Annotated in this window: 28 protein-coding genes; all 28 read left to right on the top strand. The window is 65.9% G+C overall.

The window, feature by feature from the left end; translation table 11 throughout:
- The first annotated feature begins 30 nt into the window (after positions 1–30).
- Positions 31–1,635 (top strand): ABC transporter permease subunit, encoded by a 1,605-nt coding sequence (locus L978_RS15155; protein ID WP_047524117.1) that lies wholly within the window; start codon positions 31–33, stop codon positions 1,633–1,635.
- 1 nt (position 1,636) lies between these two features.
- A complete protein-coding gene (locus L978_RS15150) occupies positions 1,637–2,551 on the top strand; it encodes a sugar ABC transporter permease (protein ID WP_047524116.1) in 915 nt (304 codons plus the stop codon).
- A 67-nt stretch (positions 2,552–2,618) separates the two neighbouring features.
- Complete coding sequence (locus tag L978_RS15145) at positions 2,619–2,951, top strand: PadR family transcriptional regulator (RefSeq protein WP_047524115.1); 333 nt, start codon at positions 2,619–2,621, stop codon at positions 2,949–2,951.
- On the top strand, positions 2,948–3,589 hold the full coding sequence (locus L978_RS15140) for an HAAS signaling domain-containing protein (RefSeq protein WP_047524114.1): 642 nt from the start codon (positions 2,948–2,950) through the stop codon (positions 3,587–3,589). Before L978_RS15145 ends, L978_RS15140 begins: the two co-directional genes overlap by 4 nt.
- Positions 3,590–3,662: 73 nt before the next feature.
- Entirely contained in the window at positions 3,663–3,815 is a 153-nt protein-coding gene (locus tag L978_RS18815; RefSeq protein WP_156118309.1) for a hypothetical protein, read from the top strand.
- A 115-nt stretch (positions 3,816–3,930) separates the two neighbouring features.
- Positions 3,931–4,971, top strand: coding sequence for a hypothetical protein (locus tag L978_RS15135; protein WP_047524113.1), 1,041 nt, complete (start codon positions 3,931–3,933; stop codon positions 4,969–4,971).
- A 68-nt stretch (positions 4,972–5,039) separates the two neighbouring features.
- Positions 5,040–5,471, top strand: a complete 432-nt coding sequence (locus L978_RS15130; RefSeq protein WP_052193796.1) for a hypothetical protein — start codon at positions 5,040–5,042, stop codon at positions 5,469–5,471.
- 66 nt (positions 5,472–5,537) lie between these two features.
- On the top strand, positions 5,538–6,185 hold the full coding sequence (locus L978_RS15125; RefSeq protein WP_047524137.1) for a hypothetical protein: 648 nt from the start codon (positions 5,538–5,540) through the stop codon (positions 6,183–6,185).
- A gap of 226 nt (positions 6,186–6,411) precedes the next feature.
- Complete coding sequence (rpsL, locus tag L978_RS15120) at positions 6,412–6,780, top strand: 30S ribosomal protein S12 (protein ID WP_017201609.1); 369 nt, start codon at positions 6,412–6,414, stop codon at positions 6,778–6,780.
- Between the two features lie 5 nt (positions 6,781–6,785).
- A complete protein-coding gene (gene rpsG / locus L978_RS15115; RefSeq protein WP_017201608.1) occupies positions 6,786–7,256 on the top strand; it encodes a 30S ribosomal protein S7 in 471 nt (156 codons plus the stop codon).
- Between the two features lie 87 nt (positions 7,257–7,343).
- Complete coding sequence (fusA, locus tag L978_RS15110) at positions 7,344–9,458, top strand: elongation factor G (protein ID WP_047524111.1); 2,115 nt, start codon at positions 7,344–7,346, stop codon at positions 9,456–9,458.
- A 169-nt stretch (positions 9,459–9,627) separates the two neighbouring features.
- Complete coding sequence (gene tuf / locus L978_RS15105; protein WP_047524110.1) at positions 9,628–10,818, top strand: elongation factor Tu; 1,191 nt, start codon at positions 9,628–9,630, stop codon at positions 10,816–10,818.
- 150 nt (positions 10,819–10,968) lie between these two features.
- Positions 10,969–11,181, top strand: a complete 213-nt coding sequence (locus L978_RS15100) for a hypothetical protein (RefSeq protein WP_021201124.1) — start codon at positions 10,969–10,971, stop codon at positions 11,179–11,181.
- Between the two features lie 835 nt (positions 11,182–12,016).
- The gene (gene rpsJ, locus L978_RS15095; RefSeq protein ID WP_017201594.1) at positions 12,017–12,325 is read left to right on the top strand and encodes a 30S ribosomal protein S10; all 309 of its coding nucleotides are present in this window, start codon (positions 12,017–12,019) and stop codon (positions 12,323–12,325) included.
- An 8-nt stretch (positions 12,326–12,333) separates the two neighbouring features.
- Positions 12,334–12,993, top strand: coding sequence for a 50S ribosomal protein L3 (gene rplC / locus L978_RS15090; RefSeq protein WP_047524109.1), 660 nt, complete (start codon positions 12,334–12,336; stop codon positions 12,991–12,993).
- 2 nt (positions 12,994–12,995) lie between these two features.
- Positions 12,996–13,658, top strand: a complete 663-nt coding sequence (gene rplD / locus L978_RS15085; RefSeq protein ID WP_047524108.1) for a 50S ribosomal protein L4 — start codon at positions 12,996–12,998, stop codon at positions 13,656–13,658.
- Entirely contained in the window at positions 13,655–13,978 is a 324-nt protein-coding gene (gene rplW, locus L978_RS15080) for a 50S ribosomal protein L23 (protein ID WP_017829206.1), read from the top strand. The genes rplD and rplW overlap by 4 nt, the downstream gene beginning before the upstream one ends.
- Positions 13,979–13,998: 20 nt before the next feature.
- Positions 13,999–14,838, top strand: coding sequence for a 50S ribosomal protein L2 (gene rplB / locus L978_RS15075; protein WP_017201590.1), 840 nt, complete (start codon positions 13,999–14,001; stop codon positions 14,836–14,838).
- 12 nt (positions 14,839–14,850) lie between these two features.
- Positions 14,851–15,132, top strand: coding sequence for a 30S ribosomal protein S19 (rpsS, locus tag L978_RS15070; protein ID WP_017829205.1), 282 nt, complete (start codon positions 14,851–14,853; stop codon positions 15,130–15,132).
- Positions 15,132–15,530: a 50S ribosomal protein L22 gene (rplV, locus tag L978_RS15065; protein ID WP_021201121.1), complete on the top strand. Its 399-nt coding sequence runs from the start codon at positions 15,132–15,134 to the stop codon at positions 15,528–15,530. Before rpsS ends, rplV begins: the two co-directional genes overlap by 1 nt.
- Positions 15,530–16,285, top strand: a complete 756-nt coding sequence (gene rpsC / locus L978_RS15060) for a 30S ribosomal protein S3 (RefSeq protein ID WP_017201587.1) — start codon at positions 15,530–15,532, stop codon at positions 16,283–16,285. The genes rplV and rpsC overlap by 1 nt, the downstream gene beginning before the upstream one ends.
- Positions 16,285–16,704, top strand: a complete 420-nt coding sequence (gene rplP, locus L978_RS15055; RefSeq protein ID WP_047524107.1) for a 50S ribosomal protein L16 — start codon at positions 16,285–16,287, stop codon at positions 16,702–16,704. The genes rpsC and rplP overlap by 1 nt, the downstream gene beginning before the upstream one ends.
- Positions 16,704–17,021 (top strand): 50S ribosomal protein L29, encoded by a 318-nt coding sequence (gene rpmC, locus L978_RS19245; RefSeq protein WP_017829202.1) that lies wholly within the window; start codon positions 16,704–16,706, stop codon positions 17,019–17,021. Before rplP ends, rpmC begins: the two co-directional genes overlap by 1 nt.
- On the top strand, positions 17,021–17,353 hold the full coding sequence (rpsQ, locus tag L978_RS19240; RefSeq protein ID WP_047524106.1) for a 30S ribosomal protein S17: 333 nt from the start codon (positions 17,021–17,023) through the stop codon (positions 17,351–17,353). Before rpmC ends, rpsQ begins: the two co-directional genes overlap by 1 nt.
- The gene (gene rplN / locus L978_RS15040) at positions 17,350–17,718 is read left to right on the top strand and encodes a 50S ribosomal protein L14 (protein ID WP_017201583.1); all 369 of its coding nucleotides are present in this window, start codon (positions 17,350–17,352) and stop codon (positions 17,716–17,718) included. Before rpsQ ends, rplN begins: the two co-directional genes overlap by 4 nt.
- A gap of 2 nt (positions 17,719–17,720) precedes the next feature.
- Positions 17,721–18,080 carry a 50S ribosomal protein L24 gene (rplX, locus tag L978_RS15035; protein WP_047524105.1) on the top strand — a complete coding sequence of 120 codons (360 nt, stop codon included), beginning with the start codon at positions 17,721–17,723 and terminating at the stop codon, positions 18,078–18,080.
- Positions 18,080–18,670, top strand: coding sequence for a 50S ribosomal protein L5 (rplE, locus tag L978_RS15030; RefSeq protein WP_047524104.1), 591 nt, complete (start codon positions 18,080–18,082; stop codon positions 18,668–18,670). Before rplX ends, rplE begins: the two co-directional genes overlap by 1 nt.
- Before the next feature lie 132 nt (positions 18,671–18,802).
- Complete coding sequence (gene rpsH / locus L978_RS15025; RefSeq protein ID WP_047524103.1) at positions 18,803–19,201, top strand: 30S ribosomal protein S8; 399 nt, start codon at positions 18,803–18,805, stop codon at positions 19,199–19,201.
- Positions 19,202–19,205: the final 4 nt, after the last annotated feature.

Raw genomic sequence — 19,205 nt, 5'->3', positions numbered from 1 at the left:
CCGCCCCGGCAGGATCATGACGAGGACGACATGACAGACACCGACGAGCGCACGGCTCCTCCGACCCGACGTCAGCGCCAGGCCGCGAAGATCGCGGAGGCCGCATCCGGACCGATCGGCTGGATGCTGCTGAAGATCCTCCTGCTGGCGGTGGTCGATGCGATCGCGCTCTACGCCGCGTTCGTGCTCTTCGCGAACCAGGAGTGGCTGATCCTCGGCATCGTCGTCGCGGTCGCCGTCCTCGTCAACTACATCTACTTCTCGCGCAAGCGCATTGCAGCGAAGTACCTCACCCCCGGCATCATCTTCCTGGTCGTGTTCCAGGTGTTCACGCTCCTCTACACCGGGTACATCGGCTTCACCAACTACGGCACCGGCCACAACGGCACCAAGGAGCAGGCGATCTCCTCGCTCCTCGCCTCGGCACAGGAGCGGGTCGAGGACTCGCCCACCTACCCCGTCACCGTCGTCGAGCAGTTCGGGACGTACGGGTTCCTCGTGACGGACCCGGAGTCCGGCGACGCCCTCCTCGGCACGTCCGAGCAGCCGCTCGAAGAGGTCGACGCCGAGTTCGCGGGCGGTCAGGCCATCGCGGTCGACGGCTGGACGACGCTCCCGCTCGCGACCGTCTTCACACTCTCGGAAGCGCTCGAGAAGCTCTCCGTCCCGTTCAGCGATGACCCCAACGACGGCAGCCTGCGGGCTCCGGACGGCCAGAAGGGGTATCTGTACGTCTCGACGCTCGAGTACGACGCGGCTGCCGACACGATCACGGACACCACCACCGGCACCGTCTACTCCGACGAGGGCGACGGAGCCTTCACCGCGGCGGACGGGGAGCAGCTGCTGCCCGGGTGGCAGACGACCGTCGGCTTCGACAACTTCGTGCGTGCCGTCACCGACTCCTCGATCCGCGGGCCGCTGATCTCGGTCACCCTGTGGACGTTCGCGTTCGCGCTGATCTCGGTCGCGTCGACGTTCTTCCTCGGGCTCCTGCTCGCGCTGGTGTTCAACAACACCCGGATGCGCTTCCGCAACGGATACCGGATCATCCTGATCCTGCCGTACGCGTTCCCCGCGTTCCTCTCCGCACTCGTCTGGGCCGGGATGATGAACGAGAGCTTCGGGTTCATCAACCAGGTCCTGTTCGGAGGTGCGGCGATCCCGTGGCTCACGGATCCGACGCTCGCGAAGGTGTCGGTCCTGCTGGTCAACCTGTGGCTCGGCTTCCCGTACATGTTCCTGGTGTGCATGGGTGCCCTCCAGGGCATCCCGGAGGACGTGAACGAGGCGGCCGTCATGGACGGCGCGAACCCCTGGCAGGTGTTCCGGCGCATCAAGCTCCCGCTGCTGCTCGTCACGGTCGCGCCGTTGCTGATCTCGTCCTTCGCGTTCAACTTCAACAACTTCAACCTGATCTACATGCTCACCAAGGGCGGGCCGCGATTCAGCGACGTGTCGATCCCCGTGGGACACACCGACATCCTGATCTCGATGGTGTACAAGGTGGCCTTCACCGGGCAGACGCGCGACTACGGCCTCGCCTCCGCCTTCACCATCCTGATCTTCATCGTGGTCGCGACCATCTCGATCATCAGCTTCCGCAAGACCAAGGCCCTCGAGGAGCTGAACTGACATGAGCACCGCCAGCCCCGCCACCGACGCACACGCACACGCCCCCGCCGCGCGCCGACGCACTCTCGGCGCCTGGTTCGCCGACACCGGGTGGCGTCACCTCGTCGCGATCGTCGTCAGCGTGTTCGCCCTGTTCCCCCTCCTGTACGTCGTGTCGGCCTCGCTGAATCCGAAGGGGACGCTCACCGGATCGAATCAGCTGTTCTCGGCGATCGGGATCGACAGCTATGTGCGCATCCTGAGTGATCCGCAGAACCCCTACGGGACCTGGTTCCTGAACACCTTGCTCATCGCGGTCGTCACGGGCGCCGTCACGGTCTTCATCGGCGCGTGCGCCGCATATGCGTTCTCCCGCATGCGATTCGCCGGGCGCCGCGTCGGACTCGTCACGATCGTCGTGGTGCAGATGTTCCCGCAGCTGCTCGCCGTCGTCGCGATTTTCCTGCTCATGTCGACGCTGGGGGACTGGTTCCCGGCGATCGGGCTCAACACCCATACGGGACTCATCCTGGTGTATCTCGGGGGCGCACTCGGCGTGAACACATATCTGATGTATGGCTTCTTCAATACGATCCCCAAGGAGATCGACGAGGCCGCCCGCATCGACGGCGCCGGACATGCCCGGATCTTCTTCACGATCATCCTGCGCCTGGTCGCGCCGATCCTCGCCGTCGTCGGGCTGCTGTCCTTCATCGGCACCGTCAACGAATATGTGATCGCGAGTGTGATGCTCGTCGACGTCGACCAGCAGACGCTGGTCGTCGGGCTCACCAAGCTCGTGGCCAACCCGCGCTACGCGGATTGGTCGGCGTTCTCTGCCGGTGCCGTGATGGCGGCGATCCCGGTGATGATCCTGTTCCTGTTCCTGCAGAAGTACATCGTCGGCGGGCTGACGGCGGGCGCGACCAAGGGCTGACCTCCTTCGGCCCGCCTCGCGTATCCGCCGGTCGCGGTAGCTTGTGTCGCATGCTATCTTGTGATGCATGACAGCTGACGTCGGCGCCCAGATGCGCAAGGGGGTCGTCGAGTACTGCGTGCTCGGCCTGCTCGCGCGCGAGCCGATGTACGGCTGGCAGCTGGCGGACGCACTCACGCGCGCCGGACTGATCGCCAGCATCGGCACGTTGTATCCGCTTCTGGGGCGGCTGCGCGACGCCGACTGGGTCAGCACGTTCGACCAGCCGTCCGAGAGCGGTCCGGTGCGCAAGTACTACCGGCTCACGGAGGCGGGTGTGCAGCAGCTCGAGCGCTTCCGCGCCCAATGGACACCGTTCGCCCGTGTCGTCACGGGCATCGTCGGAGAGGGACGACCATGACACAGACAGACGCACACGCACTGCGCGACGACTACCTCGCGCGGCTCGATGAGGCCATGCGAGACCTCCCGCACGGCGTCGCCTCCGACATCCGCGGCGGCATCGTCGAAGAGCTCGAGGGGCTCGACGCCGAAGCGATGGCCGCACGGATCGCGCGGCTGGGGGATCCGGCCGCGATCGCGCGCGAGGCCCAGGACGAAGTCCCGGACAGCCCGAGGATCGTGGTCGCCGCCCCGCCGGCGCCGCGCCGCCCATCGACGTCGACGCGAGGGTTCGCGATCACGGCGGCACTGACGTTGAGTTTCGGCGGATTCATCGTCCCGGTACTCGGGTGGTTCGTCGGAGCGGTGCTCGTCTCGCTGAGTGCCCTGTGGAAGACGTGGGAGAAGGTCGTCTCGATCGTCGTGCCGTTCGTGTTCGGCGCCCTGTCGCTGCTGCTCCTGCAGTTCATGAGCTTCGTGGAGTTCGCCTCCTCGGGAAGCTCCTCCGGGTCCAGTCCCGGGCCGGACGACGTCACGAACAATCCGCTGGTGCCGAGTCTCAGCATCTGGCACCTCCTGCTCCTCTTCGGCTTCCTCCTCATCCCCGCATCGGGCCTGTGGCTGCTCTGGAGGCTGCGGGGGCGCACCGCCGCGTGAGACCGTGCAGCGACCGCGTCATCGCTCGGCGTTGCGGCCTGCGAGTTCGCCCTGCCCGTCGTAGCGTGAGGATATGGCACGAGTGGCTGGGCGCAGCATCGCGATGAGCTGGTTCGCCGGTGTCGTCTGTGCCGCGATCATCGGGACGCTCGTCTGGCTGTCCCTCCCGATCCTTCCCGTGCTGGCCGCGTTCGCGGGCGACGCCCTACGCACCGCCCTCCCCTGAGCGGTGGCGACCGGCCCGTCCTCACCCGCATGGCGACACGTCGGCACGCCTGCGTGAGCGGCCGTTCACGCGGCGGTACCCTCGCAATGCACATATCCGATGAGAGGCGCACCCCATGAGTGATCCCGACGGCCCCCAGCCCGAGAAGCCGGCTGACGTCGACGACGTCGTCGGCAGCGCGAACGCCGGTCTCGCAGACGCCGCCGCCGCGGGCGCGGATGTTCCCGGCGCGAACGACAGCGTGGACGACGGTCCCGTCGACCCCGTCGCCGCGCCCGTCGACCCCGACCTCGCCGCCTTCGAAGAGGCCGAGCGGGACCACCCCGGCACGTTCGCTCCTCCGCCCCCCGCCGCGACAGCGACGCCGGCCGCCGCATCGAACCCCGACGTGCGCGATGTCCGCGCTGAGGCCGCCGCCGACAGTGCTTCCTTCTTCCCTGAACCGGTCGTGGCCGAGCCCGCACCGTTCGGCCACGAACAGTCCGGCATGGCCGGCGGTGCCTACGCGCAGTATGGCGATGAGGCCGACACCCGCATCGTCCCGTCGGAGCCGCTGGTCGCCGCGAGCGCGGGTGCGGCCGCGGCCCAGCCGCAGCCGATCTTCGTGCAGGCTCCGGAGCCGCCGCGTGATCGTGGCAACCGCGGCACCGCCGGGCTCATCGGTCTGCTCGCGACCCTCGTCTTCGCCGTGCTCTACCTGGGCGCGGCGCTGGGATTCGGCGCGGTCGCCGGTGATGTCACGGGCGAGAACATCGGTGAAGCGGCGCTCGCGCCTCTGCTCACGTGGGGATACTGGACGCCCGTCGTCGTGTTCTTCCTCGGGTTCTGGCTGCTCGGCGCGATCATCAACCGCGGACGCTGGGGCCTCTGGGTCGTGTTCGGTCTCCTCGTCGGCGTCATCGCGTACGCCGGCCATATCCTCGGGCAGCTGTTCGAGGCGCCGTTCTGGAAGCTCACCGCCTCGCAGGGACTCGACCTCGTCGGGGAACAGCTGCTGGCGCCGTTGGCCATCGCCGCGTTCGTGTTCGCCCGTGAGCTGACCATCTGGTTCGGCGCATGGGTGTCCCGCAGCGGTGCGCGCAAGACCGAGCTGAACGCCGAGGCGCAGCGCGAGTACGAGCGCACCCTCGAAGCCGGTCCGACGCTGTCGAGGTAATCACGAACTCCACCACGCCGAACCCCCGCGGGCCCGAGTCCGCGGGGGTTTCGGCTGTCTTGGCGGTGGTGCTCGCCACCATCAGCTTCTTCGCGCTCGCGGTGTTCGGGCTCGGTGCCCTGAGCGTGGCGACCGACACCGACATCATCTCGACCCCCGACCTCGGTCAGGCTCCGGGGGTGGTGGGGATGCTCGCCGCGGTCGTCGCCTTCGCGGTGCTCTTGTGGGTGACCCTCCGGACCCGGCGTCCGTCCTTCGTCTCCACGATCACGATCGCGCTCGTCACTGTCCTCGCGCATCTCGCGGTCGTGTGGTTCGCCGTTCTCCTCGGAACGTCGGACATCGTGATCGCCACGGCGGTCGCCGGGGACCTCGTCCGGGGTGGAGTGAGCGCGGTGCTGCTCGTGGCGGCGCTGATCGCCGCGTGGGGTGGCGTCGCTCTGCGACGCACTCGTGCTGAGCATCCGCGTTGGCCTTGGGAGCGCGACGAGGACGAGTGACCTCCACGCCCCGCCGCGGAAGGGGAAATCGACGCGGTGAAGGGCGACGCGCCGTACGCTGGTGGGGTGGAGCGCTCACTGGAGACGCAGGTGGACCAAGCCGTCGAGGCCTGGTTGCGCTGGGTGCCGCGCTGGGAGCCGGCGACCCATCGAGGCCGCGTCGCGCCCTGCCGTCGTTGTCTGGGGTCTCCGATCCTCGCCGCCGCCGGGATCGGCGCGAACGCGCCCCACGGCGTGCAGCACGGGCTCTCGACCCGGATCAAGACCATCGTCGACCACGCGGTCGCCGAGTACACGGCGCAGAACCTCCCGATGCTGCAGCGAGAGCTCGACCAGCAGGCCGCACGCAATCGCGCCCGCAGCTACCGACCGGCCGAAGACCTCGACCCCGAGTTCGACGGGCTCCCGCTCGATCCGGAGCCGGTACCCGGAGCACCGTTCCTGTTCACGATCGCCGGCCTCGCCGACGACTCCGCCGCAGAGCTCCCGGCGCTGCCACCGCTCACGGAGGAGGCGAAGATCGCCCTCCGCCAAGAAGTCGCCCTCGCCGACGAGTACGCCAACATGGTCGGCCGGGAGATCTGCAACATGCTGCTCGGGCACCGGATCGTCATCCAGGCGGCGATCTCCCAGCATGTCGAGCCTCAGATCGAGGCGCTGCTGGCGGAGTTGACCGAGTCGCTGGACTCGCCCTTCGATCCCGGCATCCCCTGATCCTCGCGCCGGTTCGCGGCCGCACGCTCATTTGACCGCCACGTTACGCGGCATTACACTTGACCAGGTGTGTGCACGTCTCGACGTGCGCGCTGGGCGTCGGCACCATGCCGGTCCGCCCCCACGGCATACCCACCACACCAAAAGCTCGTCGATTCCGGCGTGCCGGTGGGTCATGATGTGAAACCCATCACGCTGTCACCGTGCAGCACTATGAGGAGAGAACGTGCCAACCATTCAGCAGTTGGTTCGCAAGGGTCGCTCGCCCAAGGTCACCAAGACCAAGGCGCCGGCGCTCAAGTCGAACCCGCAGCAGGCCGGGGTCTGCACCCGCGTCTACACCACCACCCCGAAGAAGCCGAACTCGGCGATGCGCAAGGTCGCTCGTGTGAAGCTCCGCAACGGCACCGAGGTCACCGCGTACATCCCCGGTGAGGGCCACAACCTGCAGGAGCACTCGCTCGTGCTCGTGCGCGGCGGTCGTGTCAAGGACCTTCCCGGTGTGCGTTACAAGATCGTCCGTGGCGCCCTGGACACCCAGGCAGTCAAGAACCGTAAGCAGGCTCGTTCCCGCTACGGCGCGAAGAAGGGTTGAGTTAGATGCCTCGTAAGGGACCCGCCCCGAAGCGCCCCGTCGTCAACGACCCGGTATACGGCGCACCGATCGTCACCTCGCTGGTGAACAAGATCCTCGTCGACGGCAAGAAGTCGCTGGCCGAGTCGATCGTCTACGGCGCCCTCCGCGGTGTCGAGGCGAAGAACGGCCAGGACGCCGTCGCCACGCTCAAGAAGGCGCTCGACAACGTGCGCCCGACCCTCGAGGTCCGCAGCCGCCGCGTCGGTGGTTCGACCTACCAGGTGCCGGTCGAGGTCAAGCCTCACCGCGCCAACACGCTCGCTCTGCGCTGGCTCGTGAGCTACGCGAAGGGCCGTCGTGAGAAGACGATGACCGAGCGTCTCCAGAACGAGATCCTCGACGCGTCCAACGGCCTGGGTGCCGCGGTCAAGCGCCGCGAGGACACGCACAAGATGGCCGAGTCGAACCGCGCGTTCGCTCACTACCGCTGGTAAACAGCTTCGCCCGTCCCCCGGCCTCCCGTCGGGGGACGGGCACCCCCTCTTCGCAGTAAGACTGCTCCAAAAGATAAGGACACTCCTGTGGCACAAGACGTGCTCACGGACCTGAGCAAGGTCCGCAACATCGGCATCATGGCGCACATCGATGCCGGCAAGACCACGACGACCGAGCGCATCCTGTTCTACACGGGCGTCAACCACAAGCTCGGCGAGACGCACGACGGCGCCTCGACCACCGACTGGATGGAGCAGGAGAAGGAGCGCGGCATCACGATCACGTCTGCCGCCGTGACCTGCTTCTGGAACAAGAACCAGATCAACATCATCGACACCCCCGGTCACGTGGACTTCACGGTCGAGGTGGAGCGCTCGCTCCGCGTCCTCGACGGTGCTGTCGCCGTGTTCGACGGCAAGGAGGGCGTCGAGCCCCAGTCCGAGACCGTGTGGCGTCAGGCCGACAAGTACAACGTGCCGCGCATCTGCTTCGTCAACAAGATGGACAAGCTCGGTGCCGACTTCTACTTCACGGTCGACACGATCGTCAGCCGCCTCGGCGCCAAGCCGCTGGTCATCCAGCTGCCCATCGGTGCGGAGAACGACTTCATCGGCGTCATCGACCTGATCGAGATGCGTGCACTGGTCTGGCCCGGCGACTCCAAGGGTGATGTCACCATGGGCGCCAAGTACGAAGTCCAGGAGATCCCCGCCGACCTCAAGGAGAAGGCGGACGAGTACCGTCAGCAGCTCCTCGAGGTCGTCGCCGAGACCGACGACGCGCTGCTCGAGAAGTTCTTCGGTGGCGAGGAGCTCACGGTCGCCGAGATCAAGGGCGCGATCCGCAAGCTGACCGTCGCGAGCGAGATCTACCCGGTGCTCTGCGGCTCCGCGTTCAAGAACCGCGGTGTCCAGCCGATGCTCGACGCGGTCGTCGACTTCCTGCCGAACCCCCTCGACGTCGGTGCCATCGAGGCGCACGACCCGAAGGACTACGACACGATCATCGAGCGTCACCCCGACGCCAACGACCCGTTCTCGGCGCTGGCCTTCAAGGTCGCCGTGCACCCGTTCTTCGGTCGCCTCACCTACGTGCGCGTCTACTCGGGTCACCTCGACTCGGGCTCCGCCGTGGTCAACTCGACCAAGGGCAAGAAGGAGCGCATCGGGAAGATCTTCCAGATGCACGCCAACAAGGAGAACCCGGTCGACTCGCTGACCGCCGGCAACATCTACGCGGTCATCGGCCTGAAGGACACCACCACCGGTGACACCCTCGCCGACCCGGCTGCTCCGGTCGTCCTCGAGTCGATGACGTTCCCGGAGCCCGTGATCGAGGTCGCGATCGAGCCGAAGACCAAGGCCGACCAGGAGAAGCTGGGTCTCGCGATCCAGAAGCTCGCTGAGGAGGACCCGACCTTCCGCACGGAGCTCAACCCCGAGACCGGTCAGACGACCATCAAGGGCATGGGTGAGCTGCACCTCGACATCCTCGTCGACCGCATGAAGCGCGAGTTCCGCGTCGAGGCGAACGTCGGCAAGCCGCAGGTCGCGTACCGTGAGACGATCCGCAAGACCGTCGAGAAGCACGACTACACGCACAAGAAGCAGACCGGTGGTTCTGGACAGTTCGCGAAGATCCAGTTCAACATCGAGCCGCTCGAGCTCGACTCCGAGACGACTTACGAGTTCGTGAACGCCGTCACCGGTGGGCGCATCCCTCGTGAGTACATCGGCTCGATCGATGCTGGTTTCCAGGACGCGATGAACGTCGGTGTGCTCGCGGGCTACCCGATGGTCGGCGTCAAGGCAACCATCGTCGATGGTGCAGCGCACGACGTCGACTCCTCGGAGATGGCGTTCAAGATCGCGGGCTCCATGGGCTTCAAGGAGGCCGCTCGCCGTGCCAACCCCGTGCTGCTCGAGCCGCTGATGGCCGTCGAGGTCCGTACTCCGGAGGAGTACATGGGCGACGTCATCGGTGACCTGAACTCGCGCCGTGGCCAGATCCAGTCGATGGAAGACGCCGCCGGCGTCAAGGTCGTCCGCGCTCAGGTGCCGCTGTCCGAGATGTTCGGCTACATCGGCGACCTGCGCTCGAAGACCTCGGGCCGCGCCGTCTACTCGATGGAGTTCCACAGCTACGCTGAGGTTCCCCGCGCGGTGGCGGACGAGATCGTCCAGAAGACCAAGGGCGAGTAATCACCCTTCTGGGTTCCCCGCGGCGCCGAGCACGGCGAAGCGCCGCGGGGTTCCCAGGTCACCTACAACTTCACATTCCCTCTCTACTAAACTGAGAACCTAACCCGTAGAGAACCGGTCGCAAACCAGTGCCCGGTCACCTCTACAACGACGTCCTGAGGAGGACCCAGTGGCTAAGGCCAAGTTCGAGCGGACCAAGCCGCACGTCAACATCGGAACGATCGGTCACGTCGACCACGGCAAGACCACGCTCTCCGCAGCGATCTCGAAGGTGCTTGCTGACAAGTACCCGTCCGACACCAACGTGCAGCGTGACTTCGCTTCCATCGACTCGGCGCCGGAAGAGCGCCAGCGTGGTATCACCATCAACATCTCGCACATCGAGTACGAGACCCCGAAGCGCCACTACGCGCACGTCGACGCTCCCGGCCACGCCGACTACGTCAAGAACATGATCACCGGTGCGGCTCAGATGGACGGCGCGATCCTCGTGGTCGCCGCCACCGACGGCCCGATGGCTCAGACGCGTGAGCACGTGCTGCTCGCCAAGCAGGTCGGCGTTCCCTACCTGCTCGTCGCGCTGAACAAGTCCGACATGGTCGACGACGAGGAGATCCTGGAGCTCGTCGAGCTCGAGGTCCGCGAGCTGCTCGCCGGCCAGGGCTTCGACGAGGACGCTCCTGTCGTCCGCGTCTCCGCTCTCAAGGCCCTCGAGGGCGACGAGAAGTGGGTCCAGGCGATCCTGGACCTGATGCAGGCCGTCGACGACAGCGTTCCGGACCCGGAGCGTGACCGTGACAAGCCGTTCCTGATGCCCGTCGAGGACGTCTTCACGATCACCGGTCGTGGAACCGTCGTCACGGGTCGCGCCGAGCGTGGCACGCTGGCCATCAACTCCGAGGTCGAGATCGTCGGACTCCGTCCGACCGTCAAGACCACGGTCACGGGTATCGAGATGTTCCACAAGCAGCTCGACGAGGCCTGGGCCGGCGAGAACTGTGGTCTGCTGCTCCGCGGTACCAAGCGTGAAGACGTCGAGCGCGGTCAGGTCATCGTCAAGCCGGGTTCGGTCACGCCGCACACCGACTTCGAGGGCACCGCGTACATCCTGTCGAAGGACGAGGGTGGCCGTCACAACCCGTTCTACACGAACTACCGCCCGCAGTTCTACTTCCGCACCACCGACGTCACCGGCGTCATCTCGCTGCCCGAGGGCACCGAGATGGTCATGCCCGGCGACACCACCGACATGACGGTCGAGCTGATCCAGCCGATCGCCATGGAGGAGGGCCTCGGCTTCGCCATCCGTGAGGGTGGACGCACCGTCGGCGCCGGTACGGTCACGAAGATCATCAAGTAAGCATCTGCTTCCTCGCAAAGGGGTCGGGCCTTCGGGTCCGGCCCCTTTGTCGTGGACGGGCGGCGAGGGTTCCCTTCGGCGGGGTGGACATGCACAATGAGTGTGGTCGCCCCGATCGGACGACCGCACACGTCTCAGAAGGGGAGTCACATGGGTATCGAGGACGCCGTGAACAAGGGCAAGGACCTCTACGAGCAGAACAAGGACAAGATCGCCGAAGCCGTGAAGAGCGAGCAGGCGGAGGACATCAGCGACAAGGTGCTCGACGGTGTCGCCGACTTCGCGAAGAAGATCGCACCCGGCGCGGCGGACAAGATCGACGAGATCCGGGACGGCGCGGACAAGGCCGTCGGCAACGAGTAGCCTCGCCCGTCGTCGCTGAGCGGCGCCCCACCGGTGGTGGGGCGCCGCTTTTCGGTGCCGGGCGGTGAGACCCGGTGTCAAATGTGGCGGATTCGCTGCTGCATCGAGTATGATCGTCTCGACCGCCTGGGGATCTTGCGGTCATGGAAGCCGAAGGGGTTCGGTTTCCGGGAACACGCGGTCATCCGCGTCCAAACTGGGGATATGCGATCTTGGGGATCATCGTGCGACGCGCGCAGTCACTGCGCCTGAGCGTCTCCCTGCCTGCGCGGCGGGTCTTCCGCCGCGCCCTCGGTCGAGGAGCTCGGCGTCCCTTCACGCCGGGCTACTCGCGTTCGGTGTGCCCCCTCGCACTGAACGCCCTCCCCAAGCGGGGCGAGGCATGGGGATGCCTCGCCCCGCTATCTCCTGCGATCTGACGTCTCCGCTGCGCGTCTGAGGCGCTGCGAGTCGACCGCGACACGCCCGGGTTTGCAGAAGTGAAATCGGCCGTGGCAGAATAGACAGGTTCGATATTCCGTTGCCGCTGTGCGTGCAACGGATCACTGCCAGGGCAGTGCATAGACGGCGCCTCCTCCGGGACGGCGCAGGGTTCTAGGCCGCGGGTAGCAGAACACACCCCGACACCCCCTCATCATGAAGGGTTCCGCCGTGCGCGGTGGAAGGTCGGCATCCGGTCGCCTCACGGCTTCCGGCTGACAGAAGAACAGTGGTGCAGCAGATCGACTCGTGAGAGCCGTTCTCGTGCCGAGGCGCGAACAGCGCCGACGTGCGTCCAATGCCCCAGGGCCACCCGGTCCCGGACGGTAAGACGCCTAAAGAGAGAGAGCAGACAATGGCGGGACAGAAGATCCGCATTCGCCTGAAGTCGTATGACCACGAGGTCATCGACACGTCCGCACGCAAGATCGTCGACACCGTGACCCGTGCGGGCGCAACCGTCGTCGGCCCCGTGCCCCTTCCGACCGAGAAGAACGTCGTGTGCGTCATCCGGTCGCCCCACAAGTACAAGGACAGCCGCGAGCACTTCGAGATGCGCACCCACAAGCGTCTGATCGACATCGTCGACCCGACGCCCAAGGCTGTCGACTCGCTGATGCGTCTCGACCTGCCGGCCGATGTCAACATCGAGATCAAGCTCTGAGGTTCGACATGGCTGACATCAATTCCAAGGTTTCCAAGGGCATGCTCGGCACGAAGCTCGGCATGACCCAGGTCTGGAACGAGAGCGGCAAGCTCGTTCCCGTCACCGTCATCGAGCTGGCACCGAACGTGGTCACCCAGGTCCGTACCCCCGAGAAGGACGGCTACAACGCCGTGCAGATCGCCTACGGCCAGATCGACCCCCGCAAGGTGAACAAGCCGCTCTCCGCTCACTTCGAGGCAGCCGGCGTCACGCCGCGTCGTCACGTCACCGAGATCCGCACCGCGGACGCCGGCGACTACACCCTGGGCCAGGAGCTCACGGTCGACGGCACCTTCGAGGCAGGCCAGCTCGTCGACGTCGTCGGCACGAGCAAGGGCAAGGGCTTCGCCGGTGTCATGAAGCGCCACAACTTCAAGGGCGTCTCGGCTTCGCACGGTGCACACCGCAACCACCGCAAGCCCGGCTCCATCGGCGCATCGTCGACCCCGAGCCGCGTCTTCAAGGGCATGCGCATGGCCGGCCGTATGGGTGGCGAGCGCGTGACCGTCCTCAACCTCACGGTGCACGCCATCGACATCGAGAAGGGACTCATGCTCGTCAAGGGCGCCGTCCCCGGTGCTCGTGGTCGCATCGTCTATGTCCGCAACGCAGTGAAGGGTGCCTGATCATGGCTGACTCCACTCTCGCGCTCGACGTCCTCAAGGCAGACGGCAAGAAGGCAGGCTCCATCGAGCTTCCCGCCGCACTGTTCGACGCCAAGACGAACATCCCGCTCATCCACCAGGTCGTCGTCGCGCAGCTCGCGGCGGCACGCCAGGGCACGCACTCGACCAAGCGTCGTGGCGAGGTCTCCGGTGCCGGCCGCAAGCCCTTCAAGCAGAAGGGCACGGGTAACGCCCGTCAGGGTTCCATCCGCGCGCCGCACATGACCGGTGGTGGCATCGTCCACGGCCCGAAGCCGCGTGACTACTCGCAGCGCACCCCCAAGAAGATGATCGCCGCCGCCCTGCTGGGCGCGCTCAGCGACCGCTTCCGCGGAGACCGCATCCACGCCATCGACTCCTTCGGGATCGACGGCACGCCCTCGACCAAGACCGCCGTGAGCTTCCTCACCAACGTCGTCTCGTCGAAGAACGTGCTCGTCGTCATCGAGCGGGGCGACGACGTGACGCTGAAGAGCATCCGCAACCTGTCGAACCTGCACGTGCTGACGTTCGACCAGCTCAACGCATACGACGTGCTCGTCTCCGACGACATCGTCTTCACCCAGGCCGCGCTCGAGGGCTTCATCGCCTCCAAGTCCGGCGCCAACCAGGAGGTCTCCGCATGAGCGAGCAGGCATCTGTTCTCCAGACGGCCCTGAACAAGGACCCGCGCGACATCATCCTGAAGCCGGTCGTGTCCGAGAAGAGCTACGGGCTCATCGATGAAGGAAAGTACACCTTCCTCGTCGACCCGCGCGCTTCGAAGACCGAGATCAAGCTCGCCATCGAGAAGATCTTCGGCGTCAAGGTCGCAGGGGTCAACACCCTCAACCGCGTCGGCAAGGCTCGCCGCACCCGCTTCGGAACCGGCAAGCGCAAGGACACCAAGCGCGCCATCGTCACCCTGAAGTCGGGCACCATCGACATCTTCACGGCAATCGGCTGATCCGGGGGATAAGGACAATCATGGCTATTCGCAAGTACAAGCCCACGACCCCGGGCCGTCGCGGCTCGTCGGTGGCTGACTTCGCCGAGATCACTCGATCGACGCCGGAGAAGTCGCTGCTGCGCCCGCTCTCGAAGACCGGTGGTCGCAACAACCAGGGCCGCATCACGACCCGTCACATCGGTGGCGGCCACAAGCGCCAGTACCGCGTCATCGACTTCCGTCGCAATGACAAGGACGGCGTCAACGCCAAGGTCGCTCACATCGAGTACGACCCCAACCGCACCGCGCGCATCGCGCTGCTGCACTACTTCGACGGTGAGAAGCGCTACATCCTCGCTCCGGCGAAGCTGAAGCAGGGCGACATCGTCGAGTCGGGTGCCGGGGCTGACATCAAGCCGGGTAACAACCTCCCGCTGAAGAACATCCCCACCGGTACCGTCATCCACGCGATCGAGCTCCGCCCCGGCGGCGGCGCGAAGATGGCACGTTCGGCCGGTGCATCCGTCCGTCTCGTCGCCAAGGACGGCCCCTACGCCCAGCTGCGTCTCCCCTCGGGTGAGATCCGCAACGTCGATGCGCGCTGCCGCGCGACCATCGGCGAGGTCGGCAACGCCGAGCAGTCGAACATCAACTGGGGCAAGGCCGGCCGTATGCGCTGGAAGGGCGTCCGCCCGACGGTCCGTGGTGTCGCGATGAACCCGGTCGACCACCCGCACGGTGGTGGTGAGGGTAAGACCTCCGGTGGTCGTCACCCCGTCTCCCCGTGGGGCCAGGCGGAGGGTCGTACCCGTCACGCCAACAAGGAAAGCGACAAGTACATCGTGCGTCGTCGTAACGCCGGCAAGAAGCGCAAGTAGGAGTAAGAGAAGATGCCTCGCAGTCTTAAGAAGGGCCCCTTCGTCGACGATCACCTGCTTCGCAAGGTGGTCGTGCAGAACGAAGCCGGCACCAAGAACGTCATCAAGACCTGGTCCCGTCGGTCCATGATCATCCCGGCCATGCTGGGTCACACGATCGCGGTCCACGACGGACGCAAGCACATCCCTGTGTTCGTGTCCGAGACCATGGTCGGTCACAAGCTGGGCGAGTTCGCGCCCACCCGCACCTTCCGCGGTCACGAGAAGGACGACAAGAAGGGGCGGCGCCGCTAATGGTCGAATCGATCGCACGCGTGCGACACATCCGCGTGACCCCTCAGAAGGCTCGCCGTGTCGTCGCGCTCATCAAGGGCAAGCAGGCTCAGGAGGCTCTCGCCATCCTGAAGTTCGCGCAGCAGAGCGCCAGCGAGCCGATCTACAAGCTTGTCGCGTCGGCCATGGCCAACGCGCAGGTGAAGGCGGATCGCGACGGCGAATTCCTCGACGAGCAGGACCTGTACGTGGCGAACGCGTACGTCGACGAGGGCACGACGCTCAAGCGTTTCCAGCCCCGTGCACAGGGTCGCGCTTTCCAGATCAAGAAGCGCACGAGCCACATCACGGTCGTGCTCTCGACGCCTGAGGCAGCTCCGGCCGCCACGGGCGACAGCAACAAGAAGGCGAGCAAGTAATGGGACAGAAGGTAAACCCGTACGGCTTCCGTCTCGGCATCACGACGGACCACGTCTCGCGTTGGTTCTCTGACTCGACGAAGCCGGGGCAGCGTTACGCCGACTACGTCGCCGAGGACATCAAGATCCGCAACCTGCTCAAGACGCAGCTCGACCGCGCCGGTGTCTCGAACATCGAGATCGAGCGCACCCGTGACCGCGTCCGCGTCGACATCCACACCGCCCGTCCGGGCATCGTGATCGGTCGTCGTGGAGCCGAGGCCGAGCGCATCCGCGGCGACCTCGAGAAGCTCTCGGGCAAGCAGATCCAGCTGAACATCCTCGAGGTCAAGAACCCCGAGGCCGACGCTCAGCTCGTTGCGCAGGGCATCGCCGAGCAGCTCTCTGCTCGTGTGGCGTTCCGTCGTGCGATGCGCAAGGGTCTGCAGGGCGCTCAGCGCGCCGGCGCCAAGGGCATCCGTATTCAGGTCTCCGGCCGCCTCGGCGGCGCCGAGATGAGCCGTTCGGAGTTCTACCGCGAGGGTCGTGTGCCGCTGCACACGCTGCGCGCGAACATCGACTACGGCTTCTACGAGGCGAAGACCACCTTCGGCCGCATCGGCGTGAAGGTCTGGATCTACAAGGGCGACCTGACCGCGAAGGAGCTCGCTCGCGAGCAGGCCAACGCACCCAAGGCTCGTCGTGACGACCGTGGTGGCGACCGCCGCCGTGCCCCGCGCAACGAGGCACCTGTCGCAGAAGGAGCGTCGGCATAATGCTCATCCCCCGTAAGGTCAAGTTCCGCAAGCAGCACCACCCCGGGCGCTCGGGTCAGGCCACCGGCGGCACGAAGGTCTCCTTCGGCGAGTACGGTATCCAGGCGCTTTCGCCCGCTTACGTGACGAACCGTCAGATCGAGTCCGCTCGTATCGCGATGACCCGTCACATCAAGCGTGGTGGAAAGGTGTGGATCAACATCTACCCCGACCGTCCGCTCACGAAGAAGCCTGCCGAGACCCGCATGGGTTCCGGTAAGGGTTCCCCCGAGTGGTGGGTCGCCAACGTCAAGCCGGGCCGTGTCCTCTTCGAGGTCGCGGGTGTCGACGAGCAGCTCGCTCGCGAAGCTCTGACCCGAGCAATTCACAAGCTGCCGCTCAAGGCACGCATCATCAAGCGCGAGGAGGGCGACGCGTAATGGCGATCGGCACCAAGGAGCTCGCCCCGGCAGAGCTCGACACATTCGAAGACCAGCGCCTCGTCGAGGAGCTGCGCAAGGCCAAGGAGGAGCTGTTCAACCTCCGTTTCCAGTCGGCCACCGGCCAGCTGGAGAGCCACGGCCGCATCCGCGCCGTCAAGCGCGACATCGCGCGTCTCTACACCGTGATCCGCGAACGCGAGCTGGGCATCCGTGCGACGCCCGCTCCGGTCGAGGCTCCGGCCAAGAAGGCGACCAAGTCGAAGGCGAAGAAGGCGGACTCCGCCGACGACGCCGTGAAGGAAGAGGCTGAGTGATGGCCACCAAGAAGGAAGCGACTGCGGAGACGCAGGCCGCAGGACACGAGTCGTCCGAGCACGACGTCCGCGACACCGCTGCACGCGGCTACCGCAAGGCGCGTCGCGGCTACGTCGTCAGCGACAAGATGGACAAGACCATCGTGGTCGAGGTCGAGGACCGCGTGAAGCACCCGCTTTACGGCAAGGTCATCCGCCGCACCTCGAAGGTCAAGGCGCACGATGAGGCGAACACCGCCGGCATCGGCGACCTGGTCCTGATCAACGAGACCCGCCCGCTCAGCGCCACGAAGCGCTGGCGCCTGGTGGAGATTCTGGAGAAGGCCAAGTGATCCAGCAGGAATCCCGACTCAAGGTCGCCGACAACACAGGCGCCAAGGAGCTGCTCACGATCCGCGTTCTCGGTGGCTCGAAGCGCCGCTACGCGGGCCTCGGCGACACCATCGTCGCGACCGTCAAGGACGCGATCCCCGGTGGCAACGTCAAGAAGGGCGACGTCGTCAAGGCGGTCATCGTCCGCACCAAGAAGGAGGTCCGTCGTCCGGACGGCTCCTACATCAAGTTCGACGAGAACGCCGCCGTGATCCTGAAGAACGACGGGGAGCCCCGCGGCACCCGTATCTTCGGACCGGTCGGTCGTGAGCTTCGTGACAAGAAGTTCATGAAGATCGTCTCGCTGGCGCCGGAGGTCATCTAATCATGGCGAAGATCAAGAAGGGTGACCTGGTTCAGGTCATCACGGGTGCCACGCAGGAGCGTGGCGGCGACCGCGGTAAGCAGGGCAAGGTCCTCGACGTCCTTTCCGACAAGAACCGCGTCATCGTCGAAGGCGTGAACTACGTCACCAAGCACACCCGCGTCGGACAGACGCAGCGTGGCACCAAGACCGGAGGCCTCGAGACCGTCGAAGCCTCCATCCACATCTCGAACGTCGCACTCGTCGACCCCTCGACCAAGAAGCCGACCAAGGTCGGCCACCGGGTCGAGGAGCAGACGAAGGACGGCGTGAAGCGCACCGTCCGCGTGCGCTACGCGAAGAAGAGCGGTAAGGACCTCTGATGAGCACCGACACTGCCGCGCCGGCTGGCAAGATCCAGCCGCGCCTGAAGCAGAAGTACAACACCGAGATCAAGAAGGCGATGCAGGAAGAGTTCGGTTACTCGAACGTCATGCAGATCCCCGGACTGGTCAAGGTCGTCGTGAACACCGGTGTCGGCGAGGCAGCTCGCGACAGCAAGGTGATCGATGGCGCGGTCGACGACCTCACCAAGATCACCGGCCAGAAGCCGATCGTCACGAAGGCCCGCAAGTCCATCGCGCAGTTCAAGCTGCGTGAGGGTCAGGCCATCGGCGCGCACGTCACCCTCCGTGGCGACCGCGCGTGGGAGTTCGTCGACCGCCTCGTCTCGCTCGCTCTGCCCCGTATCCGCGACTTCCGCGGTCTCTCGGCCAAGCAGTTCGACGGCAACGGCAACTACACCTTCGGTCTCCAGGAGCAGAGCGTTTTCCACGAGATCGATCAGGACAAGATCGACCGGGTTCGCGGTTTCGACATCACCGTCGTCACCACCGCGAAGACGGATGACGAGGGTCGGGCACTGCTCCGCCACCTCGGCTTCCCGTTCCGCTCGGAAGACGCACAGGCGTAACACCCTTGACGGGCTCAGTGGTCTCGTGTCACTGAGCCCGTCGATGTGCACGTACAATTGAAAATTGCGTGTCATCGCAGGCCGTCTGTCGTGTAACGGCAGCCGGAACCTCATGAACAAAGGAAAACAACAATGACAATGACAGACCCGGTCGCAGATCTGCTGACCCGTCTGCGCAACGCGAACTCGGCGCACCACGATTCCGTGACCCTGCCGTCGAGCAAGCTCAAGACGCACATCGCTGAGATCCTCCAGCAGGAGGGCTACATCGCCGGTTGGGAGACCTCTGACGCTCGCGTCGGGAAGAACCTCACGCTGACGCTGAAGTACGGTCCCAACCGTGAGCGCTCCATCGCCGGCATCAAGCGCGTCTCGAAGCCCGGTCTCCGCGTCTACGCGAAGTCGACCGAGCTGCCCACGGTCCTCGGCGGCCTCGGCGTGGCCATCCTGTCCACTTCCTCCGGTCTTCTCACCGACCGTCAGGCTGAGCAGAAGGGCGTGGGCGGAGAAGTTCTCGCCTACGTGTGGTAATTCG

It is taken from the genome of Microbacterium sp. ZOR0019 (assembly GCF_000800925.1).
GTDB lineage: Bacteria > Actinomycetota > Actinomycetes > Actinomycetales > Microbacteriaceae > Microbacterium > Microbacterium aurugineum.
This window is presented reverse-complemented; position numbering and strand designations above follow the sequence as displayed.

Coding starts and splice junctions, on each gene's coding strand:
- L978_RS18815 (WP_156118309.1), top strand. CDS start 3,663: ATGGCACGAGTGGCTGGGCGCAGCATCGCGATGAGCTGGTTCGCCGGT.
- rpsG (WP_017201608.1), top strand. CDS start 6,786: ATGCCTCGTAAGGGACCCGCCCCGAAGCGCCCCGTCGTCAACGACCCG.
- rpsH (WP_047524103.1), top strand. CDS start 18,803: ATGACAATGACAGACCCGGTCGCAGATCTGCTGACCCGTCTGCGCAAC.
- rpsC (WP_017201587.1), top strand. CDS start 15,530: ATGGGACAGAAGGTAAACCCGTACGGCTTCCGTCTCGGCATCACGACG.
- rplP (WP_047524107.1), top strand. CDS start 16,285: ATGCTCATCCCCCGTAAGGTCAAGTTCCGCAAGCAGCACCACCCCGGG.
- rplV (WP_021201121.1), top strand. CDS start 15,132: ATGGTCGAATCGATCGCACGCGTGCGACACATCCGCGTGACCCCTCAG.
- L978_RS15140 (WP_047524114.1), top strand. CDS start 2,948: ATGACACAGACAGACGCACACGCACTGCGCGACGACTACCTCGCGCGG.
- rpsJ (WP_017201594.1), top strand. CDS start 12,017: ATGGCGGGACAGAAGATCCGCATTCGCCTGAAGTCGTATGACCACGAG.
- rplD (WP_047524108.1), top strand. CDS start 12,996: ATGGCTGACTCCACTCTCGCGCTCGACGTCCTCAAGGCAGACGGCAAG.
- L978_RS15150 (WP_047524116.1), top strand. CDS start 1,637: ATGAGCACCGCCAGCCCCGCCACCGACGCACACGCACACGCCCCCGCC.
- rpsQ (WP_047524106.1), top strand. CDS start 17,021: ATGGCCACCAAGAAGGAAGCGACTGCGGAGACGCAGGCCGCAGGACAC.
- rpsS (WP_017829205.1), top strand. CDS start 14,851: ATGCCTCGCAGTCTTAAGAAGGGCCCCTTCGTCGACGATCACCTGCTT.
- rpmC (WP_017829202.1), top strand. CDS start 16,704: ATGGCGATCGGCACCAAGGAGCTCGCCCCGGCAGAGCTCGACACATTC.
- rplB (WP_017201590.1), top strand. CDS start 13,999: ATGGCTATTCGCAAGTACAAGCCCACGACCCCGGGCCGTCGCGGCTCG.
- L978_RS15145 (WP_047524115.1), top strand. CDS start 2,619: ATGACAGCTGACGTCGGCGCCCAGATGCGCAAGGGGGTCGTCGAGTAC.
- rplE (WP_047524104.1), top strand. CDS start 18,080: ATGAGCACCGACACTGCCGCGCCGGCTGGCAAGATCCAGCCGCGCCTG.
- rplX (WP_047524105.1), top strand. CDS start 17,721: ATGGCGAAGATCAAGAAGGGTGACCTGGTTCAGGTCATCACGGGTGCC.
- rplC (WP_047524109.1), top strand. CDS start 12,334: ATGGCTGACATCAATTCCAAGGTTTCCAAGGGCATGCTCGGCACGAAG.
- L978_RS15100 (WP_021201124.1), top strand. CDS start 10,969: ATGGGTATCGAGGACGCCGTGAACAAGGGCAAGGACCTCTACGAGCAG.
- L978_RS15155 (WP_047524117.1), top strand. CDS start 31: ATGACAGACACCGACGAGCGCACGGCTCCTCCGACCCGACGTCAGCGC.
- L978_RS15135 (WP_047524113.1), top strand. CDS start 3,931: ATGAGTGATCCCGACGGCCCCCAGCCCGAGAAGCCGGCTGACGTCGAC.
- rplW (WP_017829206.1), top strand. CDS start 13,655: ATGAGCGAGCAGGCATCTGTTCTCCAGACGGCCCTGAACAAGGACCCG.